The sequence below is a fragment of the Aldersonia sp. NBC_00410 genome, from assembly GCF_026342035.1.
Lineage (GTDB): Bacteria > Actinomycetota > Actinomycetes > Mycobacteriales > Mycobacteriaceae > Aldersonia.
This window is the reverse complement of sequence record NZ_JAPENM010000002.1, coordinates 267,361-286,109: the sequence shown is the minus strand read 5'-3', so window position 1 is coordinate 286,109 and position 18,749 is coordinate 267,361. Positions and strand designations below refer to the sequence as shown.

Annotated in this window: 20 protein-coding genes and 4 tRNA genes; 7 read left to right on the top strand and 17 right to left on the bottom strand. The window is 64.4% G+C overall.

Features of this window, described 5'->3' with window-relative positions; translation table 11 throughout:
• Position 1: 1 nt before the first annotated feature.
• The 6 genes from OG921_RS04995 to OG921_RS04970 form a co-directional block, all read right to left on the bottom strand.
• A complete protein-coding gene (locus OG921_RS04995; RefSeq protein WP_266111267.1) occupies positions 2-1,306 on the bottom strand; it encodes an APC family permease in 1,305 nt (434 codons plus the stop codon).
• Between the two features lie 87 nt (positions 1,307-1,393).
• Positions 1,394-2,227 carry a class II glutamine amidotransferase gene (locus OG921_RS04990; RefSeq protein WP_266111266.1) on the bottom strand — a complete coding sequence of 278 codons (834 nt, stop codon included), beginning with the start codon at positions 2,225-2,227 and terminating at the stop codon, positions 1,394-1,396.
• Positions 2,228-2,240: 13 nt separating this feature from the next.
• On the bottom strand, positions 2,241-2,690 hold the full coding sequence (locus OG921_RS04985; protein WP_266111265.1) for a DUF6325 family protein: 450 nt from the start codon (positions 2,688-2,690) through the stop codon (positions 2,241-2,243).
• A gap of 587 nt (positions 2,691-3,277) precedes the next feature.
• A tRNA-Val gene (locus OG921_RS04980) sits at positions 3,278-3,352 on the bottom strand.
• Position 3,353: 1 nt separating this feature from the next.
• Positions 3,354-3,424, bottom strand: a tRNA-Cys gene (locus OG921_RS04975).
• A gap of 26 nt (positions 3,425-3,450) precedes the next feature.
• Positions 3,451-3,523, bottom strand: a tRNA-Gly gene (locus OG921_RS04970).
• A 229-nt stretch (positions 3,524-3,752) separates the two neighbouring features.
• On the opposite strand from OG921_RS04970, the gene OG921_RS04965 reads away from it, so the two are divergent.
• Positions 3,753-3,824, top strand: a tRNA-Val gene (locus OG921_RS04965).
• 307 nt (positions 3,825-4,131) lie between these two features.
• On the opposite strand, the gene OG921_RS04960 is transcribed toward OG921_RS04965, so the two are convergent.
• From OG921_RS04960 to OG921_RS04950, 3 genes are all read right to left on the bottom strand, one after another.
• Entirely contained in the window at positions 4,132-5,214 is a 1,083-nt protein-coding gene (locus OG921_RS04960) for a site-specific integrase (protein WP_266111264.1), read from the bottom strand.
• Between the two features lie 112 nt (positions 5,215-5,326).
• Entirely contained in the window at positions 5,327-5,536 is a 210-nt protein-coding gene (locus OG921_RS04955; RefSeq protein WP_266111263.1) for an AlpA family transcriptional regulator, read from the bottom strand.
• A gap of 81 nt (positions 5,537-5,617) precedes the next feature.
• Positions 5,618-5,818, bottom strand: coding sequence for a helix-turn-helix domain-containing protein (locus OG921_RS04950; protein ID WP_266111262.1), 201 nt, complete (start codon positions 5,816-5,818; stop codon positions 5,618-5,620).
• Between the two features lie 386 nt (positions 5,819-6,204).
• Between OG921_RS04950 and OG921_RS04945 the strand changes: the two genes are divergently transcribed.
• Positions 6,205-6,747 carry an HD domain-containing protein gene (locus OG921_RS04945; protein WP_266111261.1) on the top strand — a complete coding sequence of 181 codons (543 nt, stop codon included), beginning with the start codon at positions 6,205-6,207 and terminating at the stop codon, positions 6,745-6,747.
• Here OG921_RS04945 and OG921_RS04940 read toward each other — a convergent pair.
• The 3 genes from OG921_RS04940 to OG921_RS04930 form a co-directional block, all read right to left on the bottom strand.
• Entirely contained in the window at positions 6,711-7,193 is a 483-nt protein-coding gene (locus OG921_RS04940; RefSeq protein WP_266111260.1) for an NUDIX hydrolase, read from the bottom strand. The two genes, OG921_RS04945 and OG921_RS04940, sit on opposite strands and share 37 nt — an antisense overlap.
• A gap of 5 nt (positions 7,194-7,198) precedes the next feature.
• A complete protein-coding gene (locus OG921_RS04935; RefSeq protein ID WP_266111259.1) occupies positions 7,199-7,933 on the bottom strand; it encodes an XRE family transcriptional regulator in 735 nt (244 codons plus the stop codon).
• A 336-nt stretch (positions 7,934-8,269) separates the two neighbouring features.
• Entirely contained in the window at positions 8,270-8,665 is a 396-nt protein-coding gene (locus OG921_RS04930; protein WP_266111258.1) for a hypothetical protein, read from the bottom strand.
• A 192-nt stretch (positions 8,666-8,857) separates the two neighbouring features.
• Between OG921_RS04930 and OG921_RS04925 the strand changes: the two genes are divergently transcribed.
• Entirely contained in the window at positions 8,858-9,556 is a 699-nt protein-coding gene (locus OG921_RS04925) for a class I SAM-dependent methyltransferase (RefSeq protein ID WP_266111257.1), read from the top strand.
• 12 nt (positions 9,557-9,568) lie between these two features.
• Here the strand turns inward: OG921_RS04925 and OG921_RS04920 are convergent, their stop codons facing one another.
• Genes OG921_RS04920 through OG921_RS04900 form a run of 5 tightly spaced genes read right to left on the bottom strand, consistent with a single transcriptional unit; the run spans position 9,569 to position 13,844 of the window.
• Positions 9,569-11,035: a cytochrome P450 gene (locus OG921_RS04920; RefSeq protein WP_266111256.1), complete on the bottom strand. Its 1,467-nt coding sequence runs from the start codon at positions 11,033-11,035 to the stop codon at positions 9,569-9,571.
• A gap of 27 nt (positions 11,036-11,062) precedes the next feature.
• Entirely contained in the window at positions 11,063-12,220 is a 1,158-nt protein-coding gene (locus OG921_RS04915; RefSeq protein WP_266111255.1) for an MAB_1171c family putative transporter, read from the bottom strand.
• Positions 12,217-12,729, bottom strand: coding sequence for an ImmA/IrrE family metallo-endopeptidase (locus OG921_RS04910; protein WP_266111254.1), 513 nt, complete (start codon positions 12,727-12,729; stop codon positions 12,217-12,219). The genes OG921_RS04915 and OG921_RS04910 overlap by 4 nt, the downstream gene beginning before the upstream one ends.
• A gap of 26 nt (positions 12,730-12,755) precedes the next feature.
• Positions 12,756-13,169 (bottom strand): hypothetical protein, encoded by a 414-nt coding sequence (locus OG921_RS04905; protein ID WP_266111253.1) that lies wholly within the window; start codon positions 13,167-13,169, stop codon positions 12,756-12,758.
• A gap of 3 nt (positions 13,170-13,172) precedes the next feature.
• Positions 13,173-13,844 carry a hypothetical protein gene (locus OG921_RS04900; RefSeq protein WP_266111252.1) on the bottom strand — a complete coding sequence of 224 codons (672 nt, stop codon included), beginning with the start codon at positions 13,842-13,844 and terminating at the stop codon, positions 13,173-13,175.
• A gap of 718 nt (positions 13,845-14,562) precedes the next feature.
• Here OG921_RS04900 and OG921_RS04895 point away from each other — a divergent pair.
• From OG921_RS04895 to OG921_RS04880, 4 genes are read left to right on the top strand one after another with little or no spacing between them, the layout of a single operon-like run.
• A complete protein-coding gene (locus OG921_RS04895; RefSeq protein WP_266111251.1) occupies positions 14,563-15,549 on the top strand; it encodes a hypothetical protein in 987 nt (328 codons plus the stop codon).
• Between the two features lie 19 nt (positions 15,550-15,568).
• Entirely contained in the window at positions 15,569-16,387 is an 819-nt protein-coding gene (locus OG921_RS04890) for a hypothetical protein (protein ID WP_266111250.1), read from the top strand.
• A complete protein-coding gene (locus tag OG921_RS04885; protein ID WP_266111249.1) occupies positions 16,384-17,274 on the top strand; it encodes a hypothetical protein in 891 nt (296 codons plus the stop codon). The genes OG921_RS04890 and OG921_RS04885 overlap by 4 nt, the downstream gene beginning before the upstream one ends.
• A complete protein-coding gene (locus OG921_RS04880; protein WP_266111248.1) occupies positions 17,271-18,740 on the top strand; it encodes a cutinase family protein in 1,470 nt (489 codons plus the stop codon). The genes OG921_RS04885 and OG921_RS04880 overlap by 4 nt, the downstream gene beginning before the upstream one ends.
• Positions 18,741-18,749: the final 9 nt, after the last annotated feature.

Genomic DNA, 18,749 nt, shown 5'->3' with positions numbered 1-18,749 from the left:
CTCAGGTTCTTCTGCGTTGCAGGCGAGTCCAGACCAGGTCGAGAATCACTGCGAGCAGGAGTATCCCGATCATGGCGGTGAACGTCTCGGGCGCGGTCCGCAACGTCTGCACGCCGAATACGACGAGCACAACGACCGTGAGCGCAATTCCCGCGACGAGCAGGGCGGTGGAGGATTCGGTCTCGGACTTCAGCCGGTAGGCGGCAATCGAGGTCACCAGAAAGATTGCCAGCGCGACGGCGCTGCCGAGTGACGCGATTGCGGTGAGGTCCACAGTGTTCGCAATGAGCAGGATCAGCAGCACCGAGATCGCCAGGCCCCAGGTTCCGCCGAACCTCGCGAGTCGACCGAAAATCGGTGGGAACGTGCCCGACTCGGCCAGTTTCGCCGTCGACCCGGCAGCTGCATAGATATTGGCGTTGACCGACGACGAGGTTGCCAGCAGGGCCGCGACGGCCATCATCGCGAAACCCGCATCCCCGAGTGCGGGCTTGGCGGCGAGTGCGAGCGCCGTTTCGCCGTTGTCGATCACCTCCTGCACCGTGAGGGTTCCGAAAACGCCCAGCGCGATCAACACGTACAACGCCGTCGTGATGCCCAGGGCCAGGTACATGGCTCTGGGGAGGTTGCGACTCGGGTTGGGAATGTCACCGCCGGTGAAGCTGATGACGGTGAATCCGATGTAGGCGAAGAAGGTCAACGCGACGCTGGAGACGATGTCCACCGTCGGCGGGTAGGTGGACGGGGCGAGCAGGTCTGGGTTCAACTCGGCAAGCGTGACCACGATGAAAACCGCGAAGACAGCGAGTAGTACGACCACAATCGCCGTCTGCACCCGGTCGATGAACTTCGCGCCGGCGATATTGACGACGGCAACGCCCAAGATCACCACGCTCGTCAGCACCTTGGCCCACGCCGTCGATTCGTCGAAGAACAGCGCAGAACCGTAGCTGCCGAACGAAACCGACACCATCGCCGTGACGATGAGCGCCGCGAAGTAGAGCAGCCACGATGTCACCGCGGTGATGCGCCCGGGGCCGTAGCCGAGCAGGAGGAAGGTGACGATGCCGCCCGACGACGGGTAGCGGGCGCCGAGCTTTGCGATGGCATACCCCTGCAGGGTTGCCACGACACCAGCGATGACGAACGACACCCATACCGCCGAACCGGCGACCGTCCCGGCCTCGCCGAGCAGGGCGAAGATGCCGGCGCCGACCATCGACCCGACACCGAGGAACGCGGCGCCGCGCACCGTCATGGACTGCTTGCCAGACCCCGAGGCGTCGGCCGAGTTGGTCTCGCTCATAGGCTCAATCCTGGCAGGAGAAACCTGTCTACACCTCGACATATGGCCGTGTCTGCGCCCCGTCGTTTGGTCGTTGACGGAGATGGTTCAGGAGGGCGGCTGCGGTCGAAATGGCCGTTGTTCGTCCGGTCCGTCCTGGACAATCAACGCGCTCGATGGCGGAACTTCGTGCCATATCCCCGGCAGGTCGCTCAGCGGTTCGGAAACGACGACGCGAGCTTCCTCCGAAAAGTGGCTGAGGCGGTGGTCTTCGGGGTACAGCTGACGGACGGAGTCGATATCGACGCTCGCGTACAGCGTGTTGACGACGGGGCCGCTGGCGTACCGGGCGGCATAGAGGCGCTCGCCGTCGGTTAGTCCGATGGTCATCTGCACCGGTTCGGCGATGTCCTTGGATTGAGCGAGTGCCTCGATGTATCCGGCCATGCGTTCGAGCCCACCGAGCGGATCGTCGGCCAACCCGAAGGTCAGGGCGAGGTGAAACATGAGTTCGGAGTCGGTGGAGCCCTTGATGTTGTCGAAGAGATCCGGTCGGACGGCGAGGAGTAGGTCGCGACGTAGTAGCTCGAACCCGGCCAGGAACCCGTTGTGCACGAAGATCCAGGGCCCGTAGCGGAAGGGGTGACAATTTGTCTGCTGGACGGGCGTGTTGGTCGCGGCGCGAACGTGCGCCAGGAAGATGGGCGATTCGATTGCGCCGGTGAGTTCACGCAGATTCTCGTCACCCCAGGCCGGCGCGGCGTTGCGGAACAGCGCCGGCTCGCCCGGCCTGGGGTACCAGCCGAGCCCGAACCCATCACCGTTGGCCATTGCCATGTCCGGCGTGGACCGTCGACTCTGCTCGATCAGCGAATGGACGGGGTCGTAGATGAGTTCCTTTGGGGTCGTTGCATTTCCAAAGTAGCCGAGCCAGCGACACACGATCGGGGCCTTGTCAGTCGTCGGTGTCGAGGGATTCGAGCGCTGCCAGGATGCCCTGGGTGGGGACGCGGCCCGAGGCGACGAGCTGGGCGCCGTTGTGTCGGAGCGCGGACGCGAACGGCGCTGCCCAACGGTTTTCGTAGATGAGGACCGCGCCGGTACAGCCGGGTTCGAGGACAGCGCCGGCTTCGTGGACATCGGTGCTGTCGAGTAGTCCCGAGGACGCCTCGGCGAACAAGGTCACGTCCAGGTCGCCTTCCATCCCGGACTCGCTGATGTCGATTCCGACCAGTGAACCGTCGGGTTCCCGCCGGACGAATGCCAGGTCGAGCACCCGGATGATGCCGCGGTCGACGAGGTCGAGCAGCTGCGGCAAGGCGCTACCGTTCGGGGGCCGGTCGGCGGGGAATTCCACCACGAGATAGTCGATTGGCCCGATCTCGTCCAGGTTGATGTCGTTCACCGCGAACCTCTCGTCGTTGAATGGGTCGATGTGCGGGCTGAGCTGCGGAATCGTGGTGGTTACGGTCGCCCGTGCGGCGGCCCATAATGGGTGCAGAGATTGGGCCGAGTGTATCGCCGAGCGACAACGTCCAGGGTGCGAAACTCGTCGAATGTTCGCGCATTCGCCGGGCGGAAGCCCAGGTCGTGGGTGAACACGCCGAGCAGCACGGCCAGCACCAGCCCGATCGACAATGAGACCGCCACCGCGGGGGTTCGCCGAATCCAATGCGCCGGACCTGCAGGACGAGGGCGCCGTTCAGGTGCAATTGGGCGCTGACTGAGCACTCACGTCGCGGTAGCGTCCTGCGCGACGGCGATGATGCCGGTGCAGCGGTGGCGAACAGCAGCCGTTGACGCGACCGACCTAGGCCGTGTCCAGCCCGAATCCGAGCGGAGCGTGCCGCGTTGCGGACCTATTCCGGGAGCTGTGTGAGACGACGTTGCACGGCGGTCGTATGGACGGGGTGACGGGTCGAACACATGGCACGCATGCGGCATAGAAACAGAAAAGCCCCGGTGAATACCGGGGCTGATCAGGTAAAACGGTGGTGCGCGATACTGGGATTGAACCAGTGACCTCTTCCGTGTCAGGGAAGCGCTCTCCCGCTGAGCTAATCGCGCGAGGTGGAGACGGGAATCGAACCCGTGTGCACGGCTTTGCAGGCCGTTGCCTCACCACTCGGCCACTCCACCGGGCTAATGTCGAGACCCATACCTCGAGCGGATGACGGGATTCGAACCCGCGACCCTCACCTTGGCAAGGTGATGCGCTACCAGCTGCGCTACATCCGCATTCGTCCGCGGCGCTGTTTCCGGCCCCGCGGTGCGAAAAGGAACATTAGCCGACAGCGGAGTGAACTCACAAATCTGCTGGTAGACGTCCTGTGAGCGCCTCTGGGTATCTGCTCGACGGCCGCCGGTGGCAGCTCAGGTCTGTGGCCCGAGGGGCGGATTGTGACTCGCCCGTGCGGTCGTGTTAATGTTCCACCTCGTTCGGCAAGCCCCGCAGGGGCGCGCAGACGGTCCCGTGGCTCAGTGGGAGAGCGTCCGCTTCACACGCGGAAGGTCGCTGGTTCGATCCCAGCCGGGACCACACACTGAAACCGCAGGTCAAGGCATGTTTCGAAATGCCATTCTCCGTTTTAGATAACGGCATTCCGCGTCTCCATCCGGCTAAAATCCGGCCAAACTATCGAGGGTCGGAATAAGAGGCCTGGCACTGGGTGCCACTGGGTCGAGATTCCGAACGGAATGGCATCGAGTGCCACGTCCGTCGGTCCGCTCCCTGGGCGGCTGCCGAGGGTCCGGCGCCAGGCTCTCGGGTCAGCAATCCCCGGGTGCCTGCAGTGATGTGTGGAGGGCCCGCGAGCGCACGGTGGCCCGCCGTGGAGGTTGCGCTCCTACACGGAATCGATGCCGGCCAAGCCGTCGAGTGCAGTGGCGATGCTGTCGAGCTCCTCGTCGTACAGATCGGCATAGGTGTGCGCGGTGACAGTGATCGAGGCGTGGCCCATGACCTTTTGAAGCAGCCGCAGGTCGGCGCCAGCCTTACGTGCAAGCGACGCATAGGTGTGGCGCAGGTCGTGGACGCGCAGGCTCGGTCGCGCGAGAGCCGCAATCGAGGCCTTCCAGGCAACCGCTCGTTTCCAGTTCTCCAGCCCGAGCCTGGATCCTTTGGGTGAGGTGATTGCCGGCTCCGCCGGACCGCGTCCTGAAACTCTGTCGAGGAGTATTGGCATCAAACGCTGGGGGATTGGGATCGTGCGCTGGCCGGCACGGGACTTGGTGTTTCCCTCGGTGAGTTTGCCGCCCACCTGGGTGATCGAGCGGCGCACGCGGATCCGACGTGCTGCGAGGTCGACATCTTCGACGTTGAGGCCGGTGAGTTCGCCGAAGCGTAAGCCGGTGTAGGCCAGAATCAGCACGACATCGCCGTACTCGCCGCAGACCTGTGCGAGTGCGGCGACCTCGGACGCGGTCAGATATGTGTGCTGGCGGTGTCGCATCGGCGGAAATTTCGTTCGCGTCGCGGGATTCTTGCCGATCAACAGACCGCTCTCGACGGCATGGTCGAGGCACATCTTGAGCACCGAGTGAGTCCAGCGGACCGTTCGTGGGCTGAGGCCAGATGCGGTCATTTCGTTGACCCAGCCTTGAACTGATTCCTGGTCGATCCTGGCTATGGGCCACGTACCGAACCTGGGCTCGACACGCAACCGCCAGTTGTCGGTGTAACCTCGGCGCACCTTCGCACTCAGATCTGGACGAGATGCGAGCCAGACCGAATAGACTTCTGCCAGTGTATGTTTGCCGCCGCGTGGATCGACTCGGTCGCCGCGCGCTTGGGCAACGGCGACCTCGGCTTCGAAGAGTCTCGCTGCACGTTCGGTCTTGAAAGTGCGCGTCCGTCTGGTGCGGTCGGGCAGTCGCCATTCGACGTCCCAGCGCGCGCCTTCAGTGGTCTTGCGGCGATTGATCGACATGATCGGTTCGTCCGATCCTTTGAATTATGTTGCACAGCAATGGAAGCGCTGTTTTTGCAAAGGCCGTTCGGTCGTAGTCGGTACCGCTGCCTCGATTCGGGTGGGTGAGCGGCTACACCCGTACCGACTCGAGCCAATCGAGGACGTCACGCCGATTCCATCTCCGATGACGATCGCTCAGCCGCAAATGACGAGGACCGGGCGCGACCATGCCGCGCTCGCGCTTGGCTGCCCAGTCGTGCAGCGTGGAGACGGGGACACCCGTCAATCCCTGCACATCGCCAGCTGTGAGCAGGTCGCGATCAGAGCCGTTGTCGACCACTGCAATCACGCTCCTTCAAGGCCGCACGCGGACATGACGCATTCACGCAAGACTCGTTCCCAAATCGTCGGCGGCGCATCGTCAGCGGAGTCCGAACTCTTCGCGAAGCGCGGCCGTCACAACGTAGATCCGCCCGCCCAGGCGCCGTATGGGAAGCTCCTTGCGCGATGCAAGGCGGTACGCCGACGCGCGGCTGATACCTAGAAGCGCTGCTGCTCGTGGCACTGCAAGGAGGAGCGGAAGGTCCTCCGATTCCTCGGTTCGCGAACTGGGTGTCTGCATGTACTTCCCCGTCCAGTCATCGGCCGTAGCGTCTTGGGTCTGAGACGGAAACTATATTAGCGCTAATATTGGAATCTGGCGACAGGTCTGGGTCGGCCGATTGGCGCAATCCACAGACGAGTGCTCGCCCACGCATGCCAGTGGATCCTCGGGGGTTGTGGGTCATCCGAGCCTGACTCGCCGACCAATGCTGAGGAGTCACGCCTACTGTCGGGAGTGTCGCGCGACGGTCGAACCAGTGGCCCGTTCACACGTGCCGCCAAATGGTGGCGGGCGAACGCCAAGCTGTGGCGAACAAGGTTAGTGGCCAAACTGCAGTGCATCGTTCGAAGTCAGACGTCACACGTTAGTGTTCGTCACCTGCGATCGAACGATATCGTCGGGGTATGTCGGTTTCTCCAGCGATCTCAGAGCTGCTGGCTCTGCTGACGCCTGCCCGACGTGAGCACTCGATCGAGGTGGGTCGGAAAGCCGAACGGGCGGCGGAACTTGTTGCGGACCATCTGCGCGAGGACTTCGTGATCGCGGCGTACCTGCATGACGTCGGATACGGACATCCCGACGGAGGGTTCCACCCACTGGACGGCGCGCGCTTGCTCGAATCGCAAGGCTACTCGTCGGCCGTGTGTCACCTGGTCGCCCACCACACTGCGAGCCTGATCGAGGCTCGCCGTCGTGGCATCGACCTTAGCGAGTTCGACCAGTTTGCCTATGACGGTCCAGAGATGGACAACGCCAACCGCGTGCTGTGGTGGGCAGACATGACCACAGGGCCGAACGGGGAGACGGTGACGGTTGAGGAGCGTCTGGCCGAGATCTTGGAGCGGTACGGAGCGGACGATGTCGTCGCTCAGTCGATTCAGGAGGCTTCGCCTTTGTTGATCGAGGTCTGTCACTCCGTGGCTGGGTCGATGAATGGTTCTGTCTGAGTCAGCGCCCACTCAATGCGTTTACGTTGGCTCGTATCCATTTTGAGTTCAGGGATTCTCGCGCTGGCTACCCACTCGACACGTGTGCTCTCGGAGCTCGGTGTCGGTTCGCCCGAGACGTAGCTTGCGCGGTAGACGACGGTGAACTCTTGGCGGACCTCGTCGTTGCTGGTGTAGTGGATGACGTGCCGCGGGTCTGTGAAGATTCCCACGATGCCGTTTAGCTGAACGGTGATCCCGGTCTCCTCCTCGGTTTCACGAACCGCTGTGTGGCTTAATGATTCTCCGGGGTCGTGAGCGCCACCAGGCATCGACCAGTTGCCGTTGTCCGAACGACATATCAACAGGACCGCGCCATCCCTCGATACGAAGGCGCCGGCACTGGGCCGCACGCTGTTCGCCGGCGGAGCTGATGGGTCGTTGTTGTAGTCGATGCGTTGTCCCACAACGCTCAGACTACCGGGCGCCCAGTCGCCCACACCTGCTCGAACGAGTCGGCATACAGCGTGAAGAGGCGCCCGCCGGGAATTCGTTGGAGGTGCTGTACGGGCGCCCGAGCTGCGTAGGCGCCATACACGTGAGTGTTGACGAGCATGTTGTCGTCGAAGCGGTAGATGCTGGTATACAGCGGGGTGTCGTGAATCCGCAACGACACCTCGGGCAGTTTCAGGCAGTCGGCCAAGTACTCGGCTGTCGATTTGCACCGTTGGGGGAGTGTCGGTAGGCCCTCAGCGTGGCCACGTTCACGCACGGCCTCCGAGTCAGGATCGCCGAGTAGTACCCGGATCTGGGCTCCGGCGCGAGCCTTCTCCGTGACGATGTCCACGAATCCCAAGGATTCGACGAGGAAGCCGCCCGAGTAGACGAGAATCTCGATCGTCTCGTTTGCCTGCCGCATCAATGCGCGCCAAATCTCATGGGGTACATCAGCTCTGGCCGCCCACATCTGCACAACCTCGGAACGCGACGTCTCTGCTGACCTTCCGCCAATCAGCAAGCCTGGCCAAAGGTAGGTCTCTTCGTGCCCCAGCAACTTCGAAATGTGCGCACGGGTAGATGGGTGCGGCTGCCGACCTTGTGTGATCCACCGCTCCACGGTCTTGCCGTCAACCGAAAGACACTCTGCTAGCCGCGAATTGGTGAATCCAGCGGCGGTCATCGCGCCGCGCAGACGATGGTTCGCCATTGCCTGAGTCTATCCGAAAGTGTCCCAAAATGTCCCTCCTGGGCGGTTAAAACGTCCCGCTCTTCGAGCGCATTCTGAGCTGGGGGTTACGCAAGGATCGAAGATCAGACGGGGGCACTGATCATTATGGCGACCAAGAACTTTCCGGGTCCAACGACATCGTTGCAGACTGACGGAGCCACGACAGTCACCGTTGATACCTGCATCGAGGGTGAGCGGTCATGAGCAACGCCGGCTCGGATGGCGGAGCCCATCAAACATCAGATAACGCAGACGGCGATCGTGGAGAGTCGGAGCGGTGGTCGGCGGGTTTGCTGGACGACCGAGTCGAACGACTCATGGTGCTTCGTCGCCGCCGGTTAGCTGCTGCTCGATCCGGTCGAGGCGATCGTTGATGGCCCTGAGTTCCTCGGCGTTCTTTTCGCTTCCGCTCAGTCTGCGCAGTTGAGCCCTGAGCTCGGCAAGCTCTTGAAGGACGGGGTCATCGCGGTCGGGATCCTTCGGAGACTCTCCTTCGAGGACTAGCTTGAGGTGATTGCGCGGCCAGCCGAGGGCCTCCGATACGGCTGCGAGCGTGACTTGGCTGCGGCGTCGACGCTGAGTGTCGTTGACCATCTCACGGATGGTCATCGGCGCAAGGCCTGACTTCTGCACCAGCTCGGCCTGGGTCATGTCGAGTTCACCCATCCGCTGCCGCATCGCTGCACTGACGCCCTGCCAATCCTTGGCCACGATCCGCTCCCTCCGCGAGTGCAGCCAAGGCTAGCGCCGATTTGCGCGCGGAAATCAACCAAGCGTCAGACGCCCAGCTCATCGAGAACGCGGTAGAACGTCTGACTAGCGTTTTCACCCACCTTCGTCCTCGGACAGCACGACCCTCTGGGAGGCATGGCACGATCGAGAAGGCATCGCAGAGGGGGAAACGTGACGAATGAACAGGACAATGCTGACGTCTTGGCTGCCAGCGCGCCGTATACGAAGCTGTTCCTCAACGTCTACGACTTGTGGGTTGTCTGTCTATCGAACACGGTGGCGTGGCGGTGCCCGGCCGGTACGCTACTAGAACATTTCAACGCAAATGTGCGCCTTCGACACCTCGAAGTTGGCCCAGGGTCCGGGTGGCTTCTGGCCCACGCCGACTTCCCAGGACCGTCTGCGGACATCGTCTTGCTGGATCTCAACCCGAACAGCCTCGAACACACCGTCCGTCGGTTGTCCGACCGCCATCAGGTGAGGACGATCGAGCAGAACGTGCTCGACCCTCTCGGCGATGTTGGTGGGCCATTTGAATCGATCGGGATCAACTACGTCCTGCACTGTCTGCCCGGTGGATGGGTGGCGAAGTCGGCCGCGTTGAAGAACCTCGCGAACAAACTGTCCGACGACGGCGTCCTCTTCGGCTCGACGGTGCTCGGTCCCGGAGTGAACCGCAACCCGGCAGGCTTCGCGTTGACAGAGCTCTACAACCGGATCGGAGCATTCCACAACCGTACGGACGATCACGATGGGCTCGTGTCGGCACTTGAAGCTTCGTTTACACAGGTCGATTCCCGCATCGTGGGCAATGTTGCGTTGTTCGCTGCATCGGGCAGGCGCCTTACTTCGCGAGCGGCCTCGACCTAGAAACCCACTAGCTTAGCCGCTTTGAGACGATTGCTCCCCAAGGTCCCTTCGCCGGATGCGCAGCCTTAGGCCCGTCGGCTTGAGAGTGATCTGCTCGCTGATGTTCTGATCAAGTCGGAACGAAGGATCCGGTTCGAACTCGTAACGCCGCAGTAGTGTCGCGAGAGCGAGGAGAACCTCGTGGTACGCGAACTGCCGGCCGATGCACGCGCGCATCCCGGTCCCGAACGGCTTGTAGACGTACGATCGATCGAGCGCACGGAGTCGTTCGGGGAGAAACCTATCGGGGTCGAAGTCATCGGCGTCGGATCCCCACACGCTATCGCGGTGTGCAGCCAATGTGAGGACGAACACCCACTCACCCTTCTTGAAGGGGTAGGCGCCGTCACCGATGACGGTGTCTTCCTTCGCTTCCCGAAAGTATCCCGGCGCGATTGGCCACAGCCGCAGTGTCTCGTCGACGACACGTCGCAGGTATCGGAGTCTTGCGACGTCCTCGTACGCGAACTCAGGCCGCTCGGCGGTGGCGGGCCATTTCGCGTCAATCTCGTGGCGAGCGCGATCGGCGATTTCCGGCCTGGTGGCCAGAAAATGCAACGCGAAAGCGAGGACCCCGGCGGAGGTTTCATGTCCAGCCACAAGAAACGTGAGAATCTGGTTGCGGATGTTGATCTCGTCTAGGGGTTCGCCGCTGTCGGGATCAGGTTGACTGAGCATTCGCTCGAGCAGATCGCTGCCCGCAGTTGCGTTGGCCTCGACACGGACACCAGCCTTCCGGCGTGCGACGACGTCGTCGACGACATCCTTGACATAGCGTTTGTCGCGCTCATGCTGCGCGCGCTGCCGATACCCGATCGATTTCTGCAGAATTGGCGGAAGGTTCGCGTTTCGGTTGATGTAGGTCAGGCCGCGCATCATCGCCTCGACGAACGGGTGGTCGCCGGAGCGCTGAAACGAGTCGAAGGTGTATCCGAATCCGGTGCGGGCCATGACTTCGAGGGTGAACTTGTTCATGTCCTCCGGTACGTCGACCCAACCGTCAATGCGGTAGTCCCAGTAGTCGACTAGTTCACGAAGAGTCGCAAGCATCGTGCCGTGGTAGCTACGCATTGCCTCCTGCGTGAAGCCGGGCGCAAGGACATTGTGCGCCTTCTGCCAGTTGGGCTCGTAGTTGTAGGCCGTGAAGAGCCCGTCTCGCGCGATCGGGCGCAGCTTCTTGAACAACACCCCGACGTGTTTGGTCCACGTCGCATCATCGTTCACTTCGGCAATCAGTTGTGGTCCCGAAACGACAATCATCGGATAGTTCACGATCATGCGCTCGAAGATAGGGCCGAGGCGCTGCGCGTCTTTGAGACTTGTTTGCGTCGGCTTGGCAGGGTTGATCGTCAGCAGGTCGCCGAGGAGCGGGAGTCGGAACCGAGGACGCGGCAATGACGGACGTGACGTGCGCGGAGGCGCAGACGGCGTTGATGTCATGGGCTGGTTAACCTTTCAAGAAGTCGCTCACCTTGATGCGGCGGGAGCGCACTGCGCGAGCGCTGTCTGCCACTGCCGGGCCAGGTCGACGAGGTTGTCACTCGCTGCGGTCAGGTGCGTCGATTTCGTCGGCATTGTCAGAATGTCCAGCTGCACACCAGAGTTCGAAGGGATCGTTCCGTGGAGCTTGGCCGTGTAGGCGCGCGCCACCTGAACCGCGGCCGCGGCGGTCGGCGAGGCGACATCGTCGTGCTTGGCGACCGGAGTCGCGTAGGGCCGCAGCCGTAGGAGAGCATCGTGAATCTCTATTGTCATTCGATGCAAACGCGCGGCTTCAGTGTCGGTGGCGAGGCGGTCGCGGGCGACCACCTCGGGAAATAGCGCGGTGAGGTCCTGCCACAGCGGTTCGAGCAGTCGACGGTTGCGCCCGGTTCGGTCACGACCGAACCGGACCCGCAATGCAGATACTGTGGGCACGATCGTGATCAGGCTTGCCGCCGTGGTCGCGAGGAAGAACGTCAGTGCCTTGATGTGCATCTCGGGATCTTTGGACCGGGTGTTGCTGATCACCTCGTATATCGTGTTCAGCGGGGTGACGACCGCGTCGAACACGAGGACTCCACTGATGCCGATGTTCGCTGCGTAGATCGCCTTTTCACGGCTGGTGTTGTCGCCCGCGCGCAACTCACGCACCGCGAGGCGCAGGTAAAGGGTGGCGCACACCAGGATCGGTGCGTAGAAGGCGCACCAAAGCACCGCGGATGACCACGTAAGTTCCTGGTCGATGAGGACGTTTTGCATGCGCGCCGGTGTACCAGCGAAGAGGACAACCGCACTGAGGATGAGGCCGACGACGTAGTAACGGCGCTGCCGCTTCTGCGCAGTGGCGGGATCGGCGCCATCCCACAGCTTGCCGATTCCGTACAGTGCCTGGACGATCCCGATGATCGCGCAGAAGGACAGTTGCCGGAGCAAGTCGATATCCCCGATTGGACCAGGGAAACGCCCGAGCAGGTCTTCGGTGGCTTGTTCCCGAAGAAGCATGCCAACAGCCGCGAAAGCGAGTGCCTGGTTTATCAGCCGATCCGTGATGCTGGAGTTGATCAGCGCGAACCGCACTATCGTCAGCAATACCAGCAGGGTGATCACCGGCCATGCGATGACGCCGGGAACTGGGGAGGTCATCGGCCGCGGAAGAATGTCGAGCGCATAGCGGAAACCCTTCGTTGTCGGACGGTCATCGCTTCGATCATCACCAGGTCGGCGAACGCCTCGGCATCGCGCTCGGCCTGTTCGTCGTAGTCGCTGCGGCCGAGTGCGCGCAGGATGGACGAGTTTGCGAGTGAAGGCATCAGCGAGCCAAGCTGTTCGAATCGGAAGTCGGCGTGCGGTGAGGTTTCATGGGCAAGCATCATGTGCCCGATCTCGTGACAGATGACTTGATCGGCGTTGTAGGCGGAGGTATCGCAGCCGTATACGAGAAGGTCGTCGGTATCGCGGGCCAGCCATAGCCCGCAGGTCGTACCCGCGCAGGTGACGCCGCCGAGCCGCTCCGAGGTGACCGAGACAAGCCGAATGGGCCTTCCGCGCACTGACGCGACGGTATCGACGAACCGTTGTCTTTCCCACGGAACATCCGTCGGCATCAGGTCGATCAGTCTTTGCGCCGCTATTGCTACTGCATCGGTCGACATGGCGGTCCTTCCCCCCGGAAATCGCCTTAGTGGTCGTCGTATTGTGCAGGAAGCTCCTCGAGAACTCTTGCGATGTCATCGGCGAGCCCGCCCCCGCCGCCGCGCATCGCAATCTTGCGAACGCCAGCGTTCCGCGCGGCGATCAACAAGCGGAGTTCTCTGTCGAGTACATGTACCTCGTCGTCAGGACCTGTGAGGTACCGCGCTGGCACGTCGAAGTGCTTGGCGATCGCATGAAGGATACGGAGGTCGGATTCGGCACCGTCGTCGCGACGTAGCCCTGTCACCACGTCTACGGGCAAGTCCGACCCGAGAATTGCGCTGATTGACTGTGCCACAGCTTCATTGCTCTGTTCAGGAGCGTCCCGCACATGGGCGGCGTCGAACAATCGGTTGATCCGCTCGGCGACCGATGGCAAACCATGGTCGTTTGTCGTCACCGGTCACCCTCTCCCTGCTCGGGGACCTTGCCGCTTGCGGCGCAGTCTGCTTTCAAAGTCCGCGAGTTGTCCGCGGTCAAGGTTTGGCTCACGGCCGATAAGCCACCTGCGGTAGAGCTTTTCGGATGCATCCGGGTCGTCGGAAGATACTGACGTAGAGAGCAATTCGCCGAATGCGTACTCGATGAGTGGATGGGTCGTCCGCCCGCCATCGCTGTCTTGATTGCGTTCGAGCAGATCGGTGACGAAGGCGCCGGCGACCTGGCTTATGAAATCATCGATCAGTCGGTTGGCGCGTTCGAGTTCGCCGGAGAGTGATCGTGCGGCAATGTCGTGAAGCTCTCGCTGGGCAGTCATTAGGCCGAGGAACGACTCGAGGTCGAGAGGAACTGTGCCCGCCCCCGGCTCGAAGTCTCGCGTGGGCGGGACGTCGGTGGTTTGCGGATCACCGCCCTCCCAGAATGTCGTGGCCGCGCTGCCGGGCAACCACTGCAGGCCGTTGTCGAACTTGGTCAGTGTGCTCGGGCGCGGACTCTTCAGGTCGCCTCGCTCGGCTTGTGCAATGACTGGTGGCGTCGGACCTCCCGCCGCGTTAAGTGCCTCGAGAGTCAGATTCAGATGCTTGCGGCGCGCGGCAACTTCGGCCGCGAAGTGCTGCGAGAAGTCGTCCGCCACTACCCCATGCTACAGCGGTAGACAAGTATTCGTGCGAAATGCATGAAGTGTTCCAGAAGCAGACTCGCGATACCCGCGAAGTCTGGCGGAAAAATTACTCTCGGATTTAGAGTTAATTTCTCTTAGTTTTGTGCGGGAGCCATAACTGTCCAGGGGGCGCTCGGTGGGGTCGGGCGCCGTTCCATGGGGGCATGAGCGGGGGTATGCCGCGCGCGCCAAGCGTTCGGCGAAGGGTGCTCGCCACGGCAATGACGCCGAGTAGCAGCGGGTCCAGGGGTGGAACGTGGGGTCGATCGTCGCGACGGATCGATGTCATTGCTGTTGACGCGTCTAATTTAAGCGCTAATATAGTCGCTACCGAGCGGGTTGGCCCCCACTTCTGGGGCGTCGAACCGGTCATTTCCAGGTGTTCTCCTCGTGAAAGGTCGGTGCAGGGATGGGACGTAATCGGATTGGTCGCCGGATCGCGGTAGCGGGATCGCTCCCGTTGGCGGTGGTGTTCACGTGCAGTGGCGTGGGTTCGGCGACCTCTGGCCAGCCGGGGTTGACGCCGGGGCCCCGAGGCGCGGGTCAGCCGGGAATGAGCGCGTCGCCGGCCCCGCCTCCTGTGCCGGACACGCCGTTGGTTTCCTCGATTCCGGATGCGCCGGTGGCACCGAGCCGGCCTGTTCCTCAGTACCTGAAGCCGTCGTACCCGCAGGTTTCGACTGACGAGGAGATGTCGCCGACGCCGGAGTTTGGCGACGACAGCGTTCGGGAGCCCGAGGTGGTTGCGGCCGCACCAGAGGCGGTGGGTCCGCCCGCACCGATCCAGGCCCCGCCGGACACGATCCGTGCAGGAACGTTCCAGCAGCAGCGCCCGGACTGGTTGCCGAAAGACGTGGCCGACAAGGTGAATGGCTGGGGCGCCTACGTCGAGTATCTGGGGCAGCAAGGTTTCGATTCGGTTGGCTTTTCGCGGATCCAGAGTGATCGCGCGGCCGCGGCCGCGACGGGTGCAGGCGCGGTCGGTGCGCTGGCCGGCGCCGAGGTCGCGGGCATCGCGGGTTCGGTGCTGGGGTGCGGTGTCGGTGCGGCGATTGGTGCCGCTGGAGGTGCGGTGGCCGCGACGGTGTTCACGGCTGGTCTCGGTGCGCCTGCGGGTGCAATCTTCGGCGGGATCGGCGGCTGCATCATCGGTGGTGCGATCACCGGTGTCCCGGCTGTCGTGGCCGGTGCGGTGGCTGGCGGCGTGGGCGCCGGTGTGGTCGCGGGCGCGATCGGGGCGGGCCAGAACGCGTCTCCGGCACCACCGCCGCCGCTGCTGGACACCGCGGGCATTCCCGCGCTGCCCGCCCCTGCTGCACCGGTGTTGCCGACTGTGGATGTCGCTGGGGTGGTGGATTCGGCTCCCCCGCAGCTGCTTTCCGCTGCGCGGGACGCGATCGTGGGCGCCACCCCGGTGGCGGCGCAGGTCACCGGACAACTCGCCGACGCGGCGAGCACGGCGCAGTCCGCGGTCCAGACCGCCGCACCGCAGCAGGTGGCGGCGGTGCAGCAGGTTGCCACGCAGGTGGTGGAGCGTCCCGACGTCGCGCCGGTGGCACAGTCGTTCCGGCAGGCGGTGAACACGGTGCCAACCCTTAGTCCGGGCCAGCTGGGCACGCTCACCGCGCCGGTCAACGACCTGGTCTCCGCCGTCCAGTCCGCCGCCAGCGGGCACTGAGACTCGCGGGGTCATCGCCATGAACAGCCGTGAGGACACAGCCGCCGGTATCGAGGGGTCCGGCGGCCGGTTCGCGGGCCACCCGCCCCAGCTGGATCCGGATGCCCCGCCACCGGATTCGGACTGGACGGGCTGGCTCGCCAGCGAGGTCGATGTCGTCGGTGCACACGACGCCATCGGTGATGACCTCGCGTTCACCAACGACGAGCCCGACGCGCAGGACCGGATGGCCGAGCTGTCAGCGTCACTCGTCGAACGGCGCGAACAACGCCTCGCGCGCAAGCGCCGGGCGCGGCTGGTGAGTGTCGGTGTCGCGGGCGTGTTCGTGGCCGGGGGCGTGGTGCTCGCCCTCACCGTCACCCGCGGCACGGACGAGACGAGCGCTGCACCCACCGGGTTGGTCCCGGCCGTCACCTCGCCGACGGAATCCGTGCGCCCGTCGGCGGTGCCGGCGGCGTGGTGCCCGACGGTGCAGGAGGGCGCGCACGTGTCCGGTTCGGGCGCAGGTGACCTGACGTCCGGGCCGGGGATCGTGTTGGCGTTGCAGCACCGGATGTATGTCGATCGCGATTCCGACGGGGTGCGGGCACTGTTCGCGCCGGGCGCCGTGGTGGCACCGGTGGAGGACACCCGGGCCGCGATCGCCACGATCCCCGCCGGAACTGAGCATTGCGTGAACATCATCGCCCTGGCCCCGGACCGGTTCGCGGTCACCGTCGACGAGCTGCACCCCGATCGGACCACGCAGCGCTGGGAAACCACGGTCACCACCGCCACTGGCCCCGACAGCCGCCCGGCGATCATCGCTGTTGCCCCCGCGAACGTAGGCGGGCAATGATGACAACACTGGATATCTATTCCGGGACAGCGCTTTCCGACCGGGACGCGGATCGACTGCACGCCCCGGTCCCGCCCGGATCCCCGACCACGCCGCCCGCGTCAAGTGCCCGCAGCGAGTACGTGCGCGTCGGCCTACCGGATGGGCCGGCGCTGCGGCCGCGCTGCCCGATGCTGGTGGTCGGCGGCAACGGCGGCTCCGGTGCGACCACGACCGCGATCGGGATCACGTCCGCACTCACGCAGGTCGAGGGCAGCGGGTGGCCGGTCGTGGTCGACGCGACCCCGGCCGGTGGGGATCTGGCGCGACGCGGCGCCGACGAGCACCGATGCCTGTCCAGTGTGCAGGCCTGGCTGGCGTCCATCGAGCCCTCGCTGCCGTCGCCGGTCGAGGATGCGTGTGGGTTCAGCAGCCTCGGGATCGGGGTGCTCGGGCGGACCGAGAACCACCTGCCGCGCCGTGAAACGTTCGCCTCGGTGCATCGCCTGCTCGGTGATGCCGGTGTGGCCGCGGTGTACGACGGTGGTGCCCCGTTGCAGGCCAACGGGATTCGCCCGTTACTGGCCGATCCGCGGGTGCCGGTCGTGGTGACCGTGGCCGCCCGCGCGGATGCCGCGAATCGGCTGATGCCCGCACTGGAGTGGCTCGACGAGCATTGCACCGAGTTCGTGGTCGCCGACTGCGCCGTGGTCGTGACTCATCAGAGTGTGCACGCCCACCGCGGGGTGTCCGAGCACCTGCGCACCCACCTCGGGCAGTGGGTCCGCGGTGTCTTCGACATCCCTTATGACCCGCACCTGGCGCTCGGCGGCCCGATCACCTGGGCCCAGCTGAACCCTCTCACCCGGACCGCGTACCGAAATCTGATGCAGGAGATGCAGAAATGACCGTTCGCAGCATCCGCATGGCGGTCCTCGCCGGCACCACCGTGGTGATCGTCGGCGCCGGTGGGGGCATCGTCGCCGGCGCGGCCCCGGTCGCCGAGACCACCTCCGCCGCCGCGGTGTCGGTTGATCCTTCGGTGGCCAAGTTGATCGGGAGCACCTGCCCGCAGCTGTTCGCGCTTGGGGTGCAGGGCACCGGGCAGTCCTCACCGGACGCATCACCGACGACCGATACGGGAATGTTGTCCTCGGTGTTCATGCCGATGTTGGCCAAGGCGACCCAGGACGGTGTCGCGGTCGCGCGGGCCTACGTGCCGTATTCGGCCGGGTTCGGTGGCGCGGTCGCGGGCAGCAACGTGCCGTATTCGCAGTCGGTGACCGAGGCCGAGCAGCGCCTCGACGACATGGCCGCCCAGATCGCGGCGGCCTGCCCGGACACGAAGTTCACCGCCGCCGGCTACAGCCAAGGCGCGCACGCAGTGAGTGCGTTCGCCCGTAAGGTCGGTGCCGGGCAGGGTGTGATCCCGGCCGACAAGCTCGTCGGAGTCGCCACCTTCGGTGACCCGACCCGCGCACCGCGCGCAGCACTGTTCCCGGGTGATCCGGGGTTGACCAGCCCACAACCGGCACCCGGCACCACCGGCACCGAGGTCTCCAAACTCACCGCACCCAGCCAGCCCACCGGTACCGGCGGCGGCATCGGCCCGGTCGCCGACACCGCCCCCGACTACGGGGCCCTCACCGGGCGGGTCGCGAGTTTCTGCATTCCGGGCGATCTGTCGTGTGATGCCCCGGCCGACGCGCCGATCGTCCGCGTGATCGCGAATATCGCCGGGCAGTCCGACCTTTCGGCGGGTGACCCGATCACGGCGGTGTCCTCGATCGCGCAGGCGCTGGCCCTGACCACGATCAAGACCGGCGTCACGGTGATCAACAACGACGTGCAGGGCACCACGCTGGCGAACCTGTCGCTGTCACCGCAGAAGTCGCTGTCACAGCGACTGGCCGAAGCCTCGGACCCGCGTACCCCGCTGCCGACCCCGTCGGAGGCGATGCGGGCGTTGATGAAGGTCGGCACCATCGGCTTCAACGCCGCACTCACCGTGGCCAAGGAGATCCTGACCCCGGCCAACCTAACCGAGTTCGCCACGGTCGGGCTGGCCAATCCGGTGGCCGCCGCGGCGCTGCTGGCCACCAAACTCGGCGGAGCGCTGGTGAAACTCGTTCCGCCGGCGACCACGTCGCGGCTGGTGCAGCAAACGTTCACCGCGGTGCAGCGCAACGTCACCGACAACGCCGACCTGCTCAACATCGCCACCCTGGCCCGCTACGCCGACACCATCGCGCGGCACAACAGCTACGCCACGGCCCCCGCCGCCGCGGGCGGGCCCTCGCCGGTGCAGTTCGTCGCGGACTGGTTCACCGCGCTCGCCAAAGACCTCGCCACCGCGACCGGTCCCGCCCGGTAACGACACCGC

What these genes read in the sequence shown, in the direction of transcription:
- OG921_RS04995 (WP_266111267.1), bottom strand. Translation starts at nt 1,306, where the DNA reads ATGAGCGAGACCAACTCGGCCGACGCCTCGGGGTCTGGCAAGCAGTCC.
- OG921_RS04960 (WP_266111264.1), bottom strand. Translation starts at nt 5,214, where the DNA reads ATGTCGATCAATCGCCGCAAGACCACTGAAGGCGCGCGCTGGGACGTC.
- OG921_RS04950 (WP_266111262.1), bottom strand. Translation starts at nt 5,818, where the DNA reads ATGCAGACACCCAGTTCGCGAACCGAGGAATCGGAGGACCTTCCGCTC.
- OG921_RS04945 (WP_266111261.1), top strand. Translation starts at nt 6,205, where the DNA reads ATGTCGGTTTCTCCAGCGATCTCAGAGCTGCTGGCTCTGCTGACGCCT.
- OG921_RS04935 (WP_266111259.1), bottom strand. Translation starts at nt 7,933, where the DNA reads ATGGCGAACCATCGTCTGCGCGGCGCGATGACCGCCGCTGGATTCACC.
- OG921_RS04920 (WP_266111256.1), bottom strand. Translation starts at nt 11,035, where the DNA reads ATGACATCAACGCCGTCTGCGCCTCCGCGCACGTCACGTCCGTCATTG.
- OG921_RS04915 (WP_266111255.1), bottom strand. Translation starts at nt 12,220, where the DNA reads ATGACCTCCCCAGTTCCCGGCGTCATCGCATGGCCGGTGATCACCCTG.
- OG921_RS04910 (WP_266111254.1), bottom strand. Translation starts at nt 12,729, where the DNA reads ATGTCGACCGATGCAGTAGCAATAGCGGCGCAAAGACTGATCGACCTG.
- OG921_RS04895 (WP_266111251.1), top strand. Translation starts at nt 14,563, where the DNA reads ATGTCGCCGACGCCGGAGTTTGGCGACGACAGCGTTCGGGAGCCCGAG.
- OG921_RS04890 (WP_266111250.1), top strand. Translation starts at nt 15,569, where the DNA reads ATGAACAGCCGTGAGGACACAGCCGCCGGTATCGAGGGGTCCGGCGGC.
- OG921_RS04885 (WP_266111249.1), top strand. Translation starts at nt 16,384, where the DNA reads ATGATGACAACACTGGATATCTATTCCGGGACAGCGCTTTCCGACCGG.
- OG921_RS04880 (WP_266111248.1), top strand. Translation starts at nt 17,271, where the DNA reads ATGACCGTTCGCAGCATCCGCATGGCGGTCCTCGCCGGCACCACCGTG.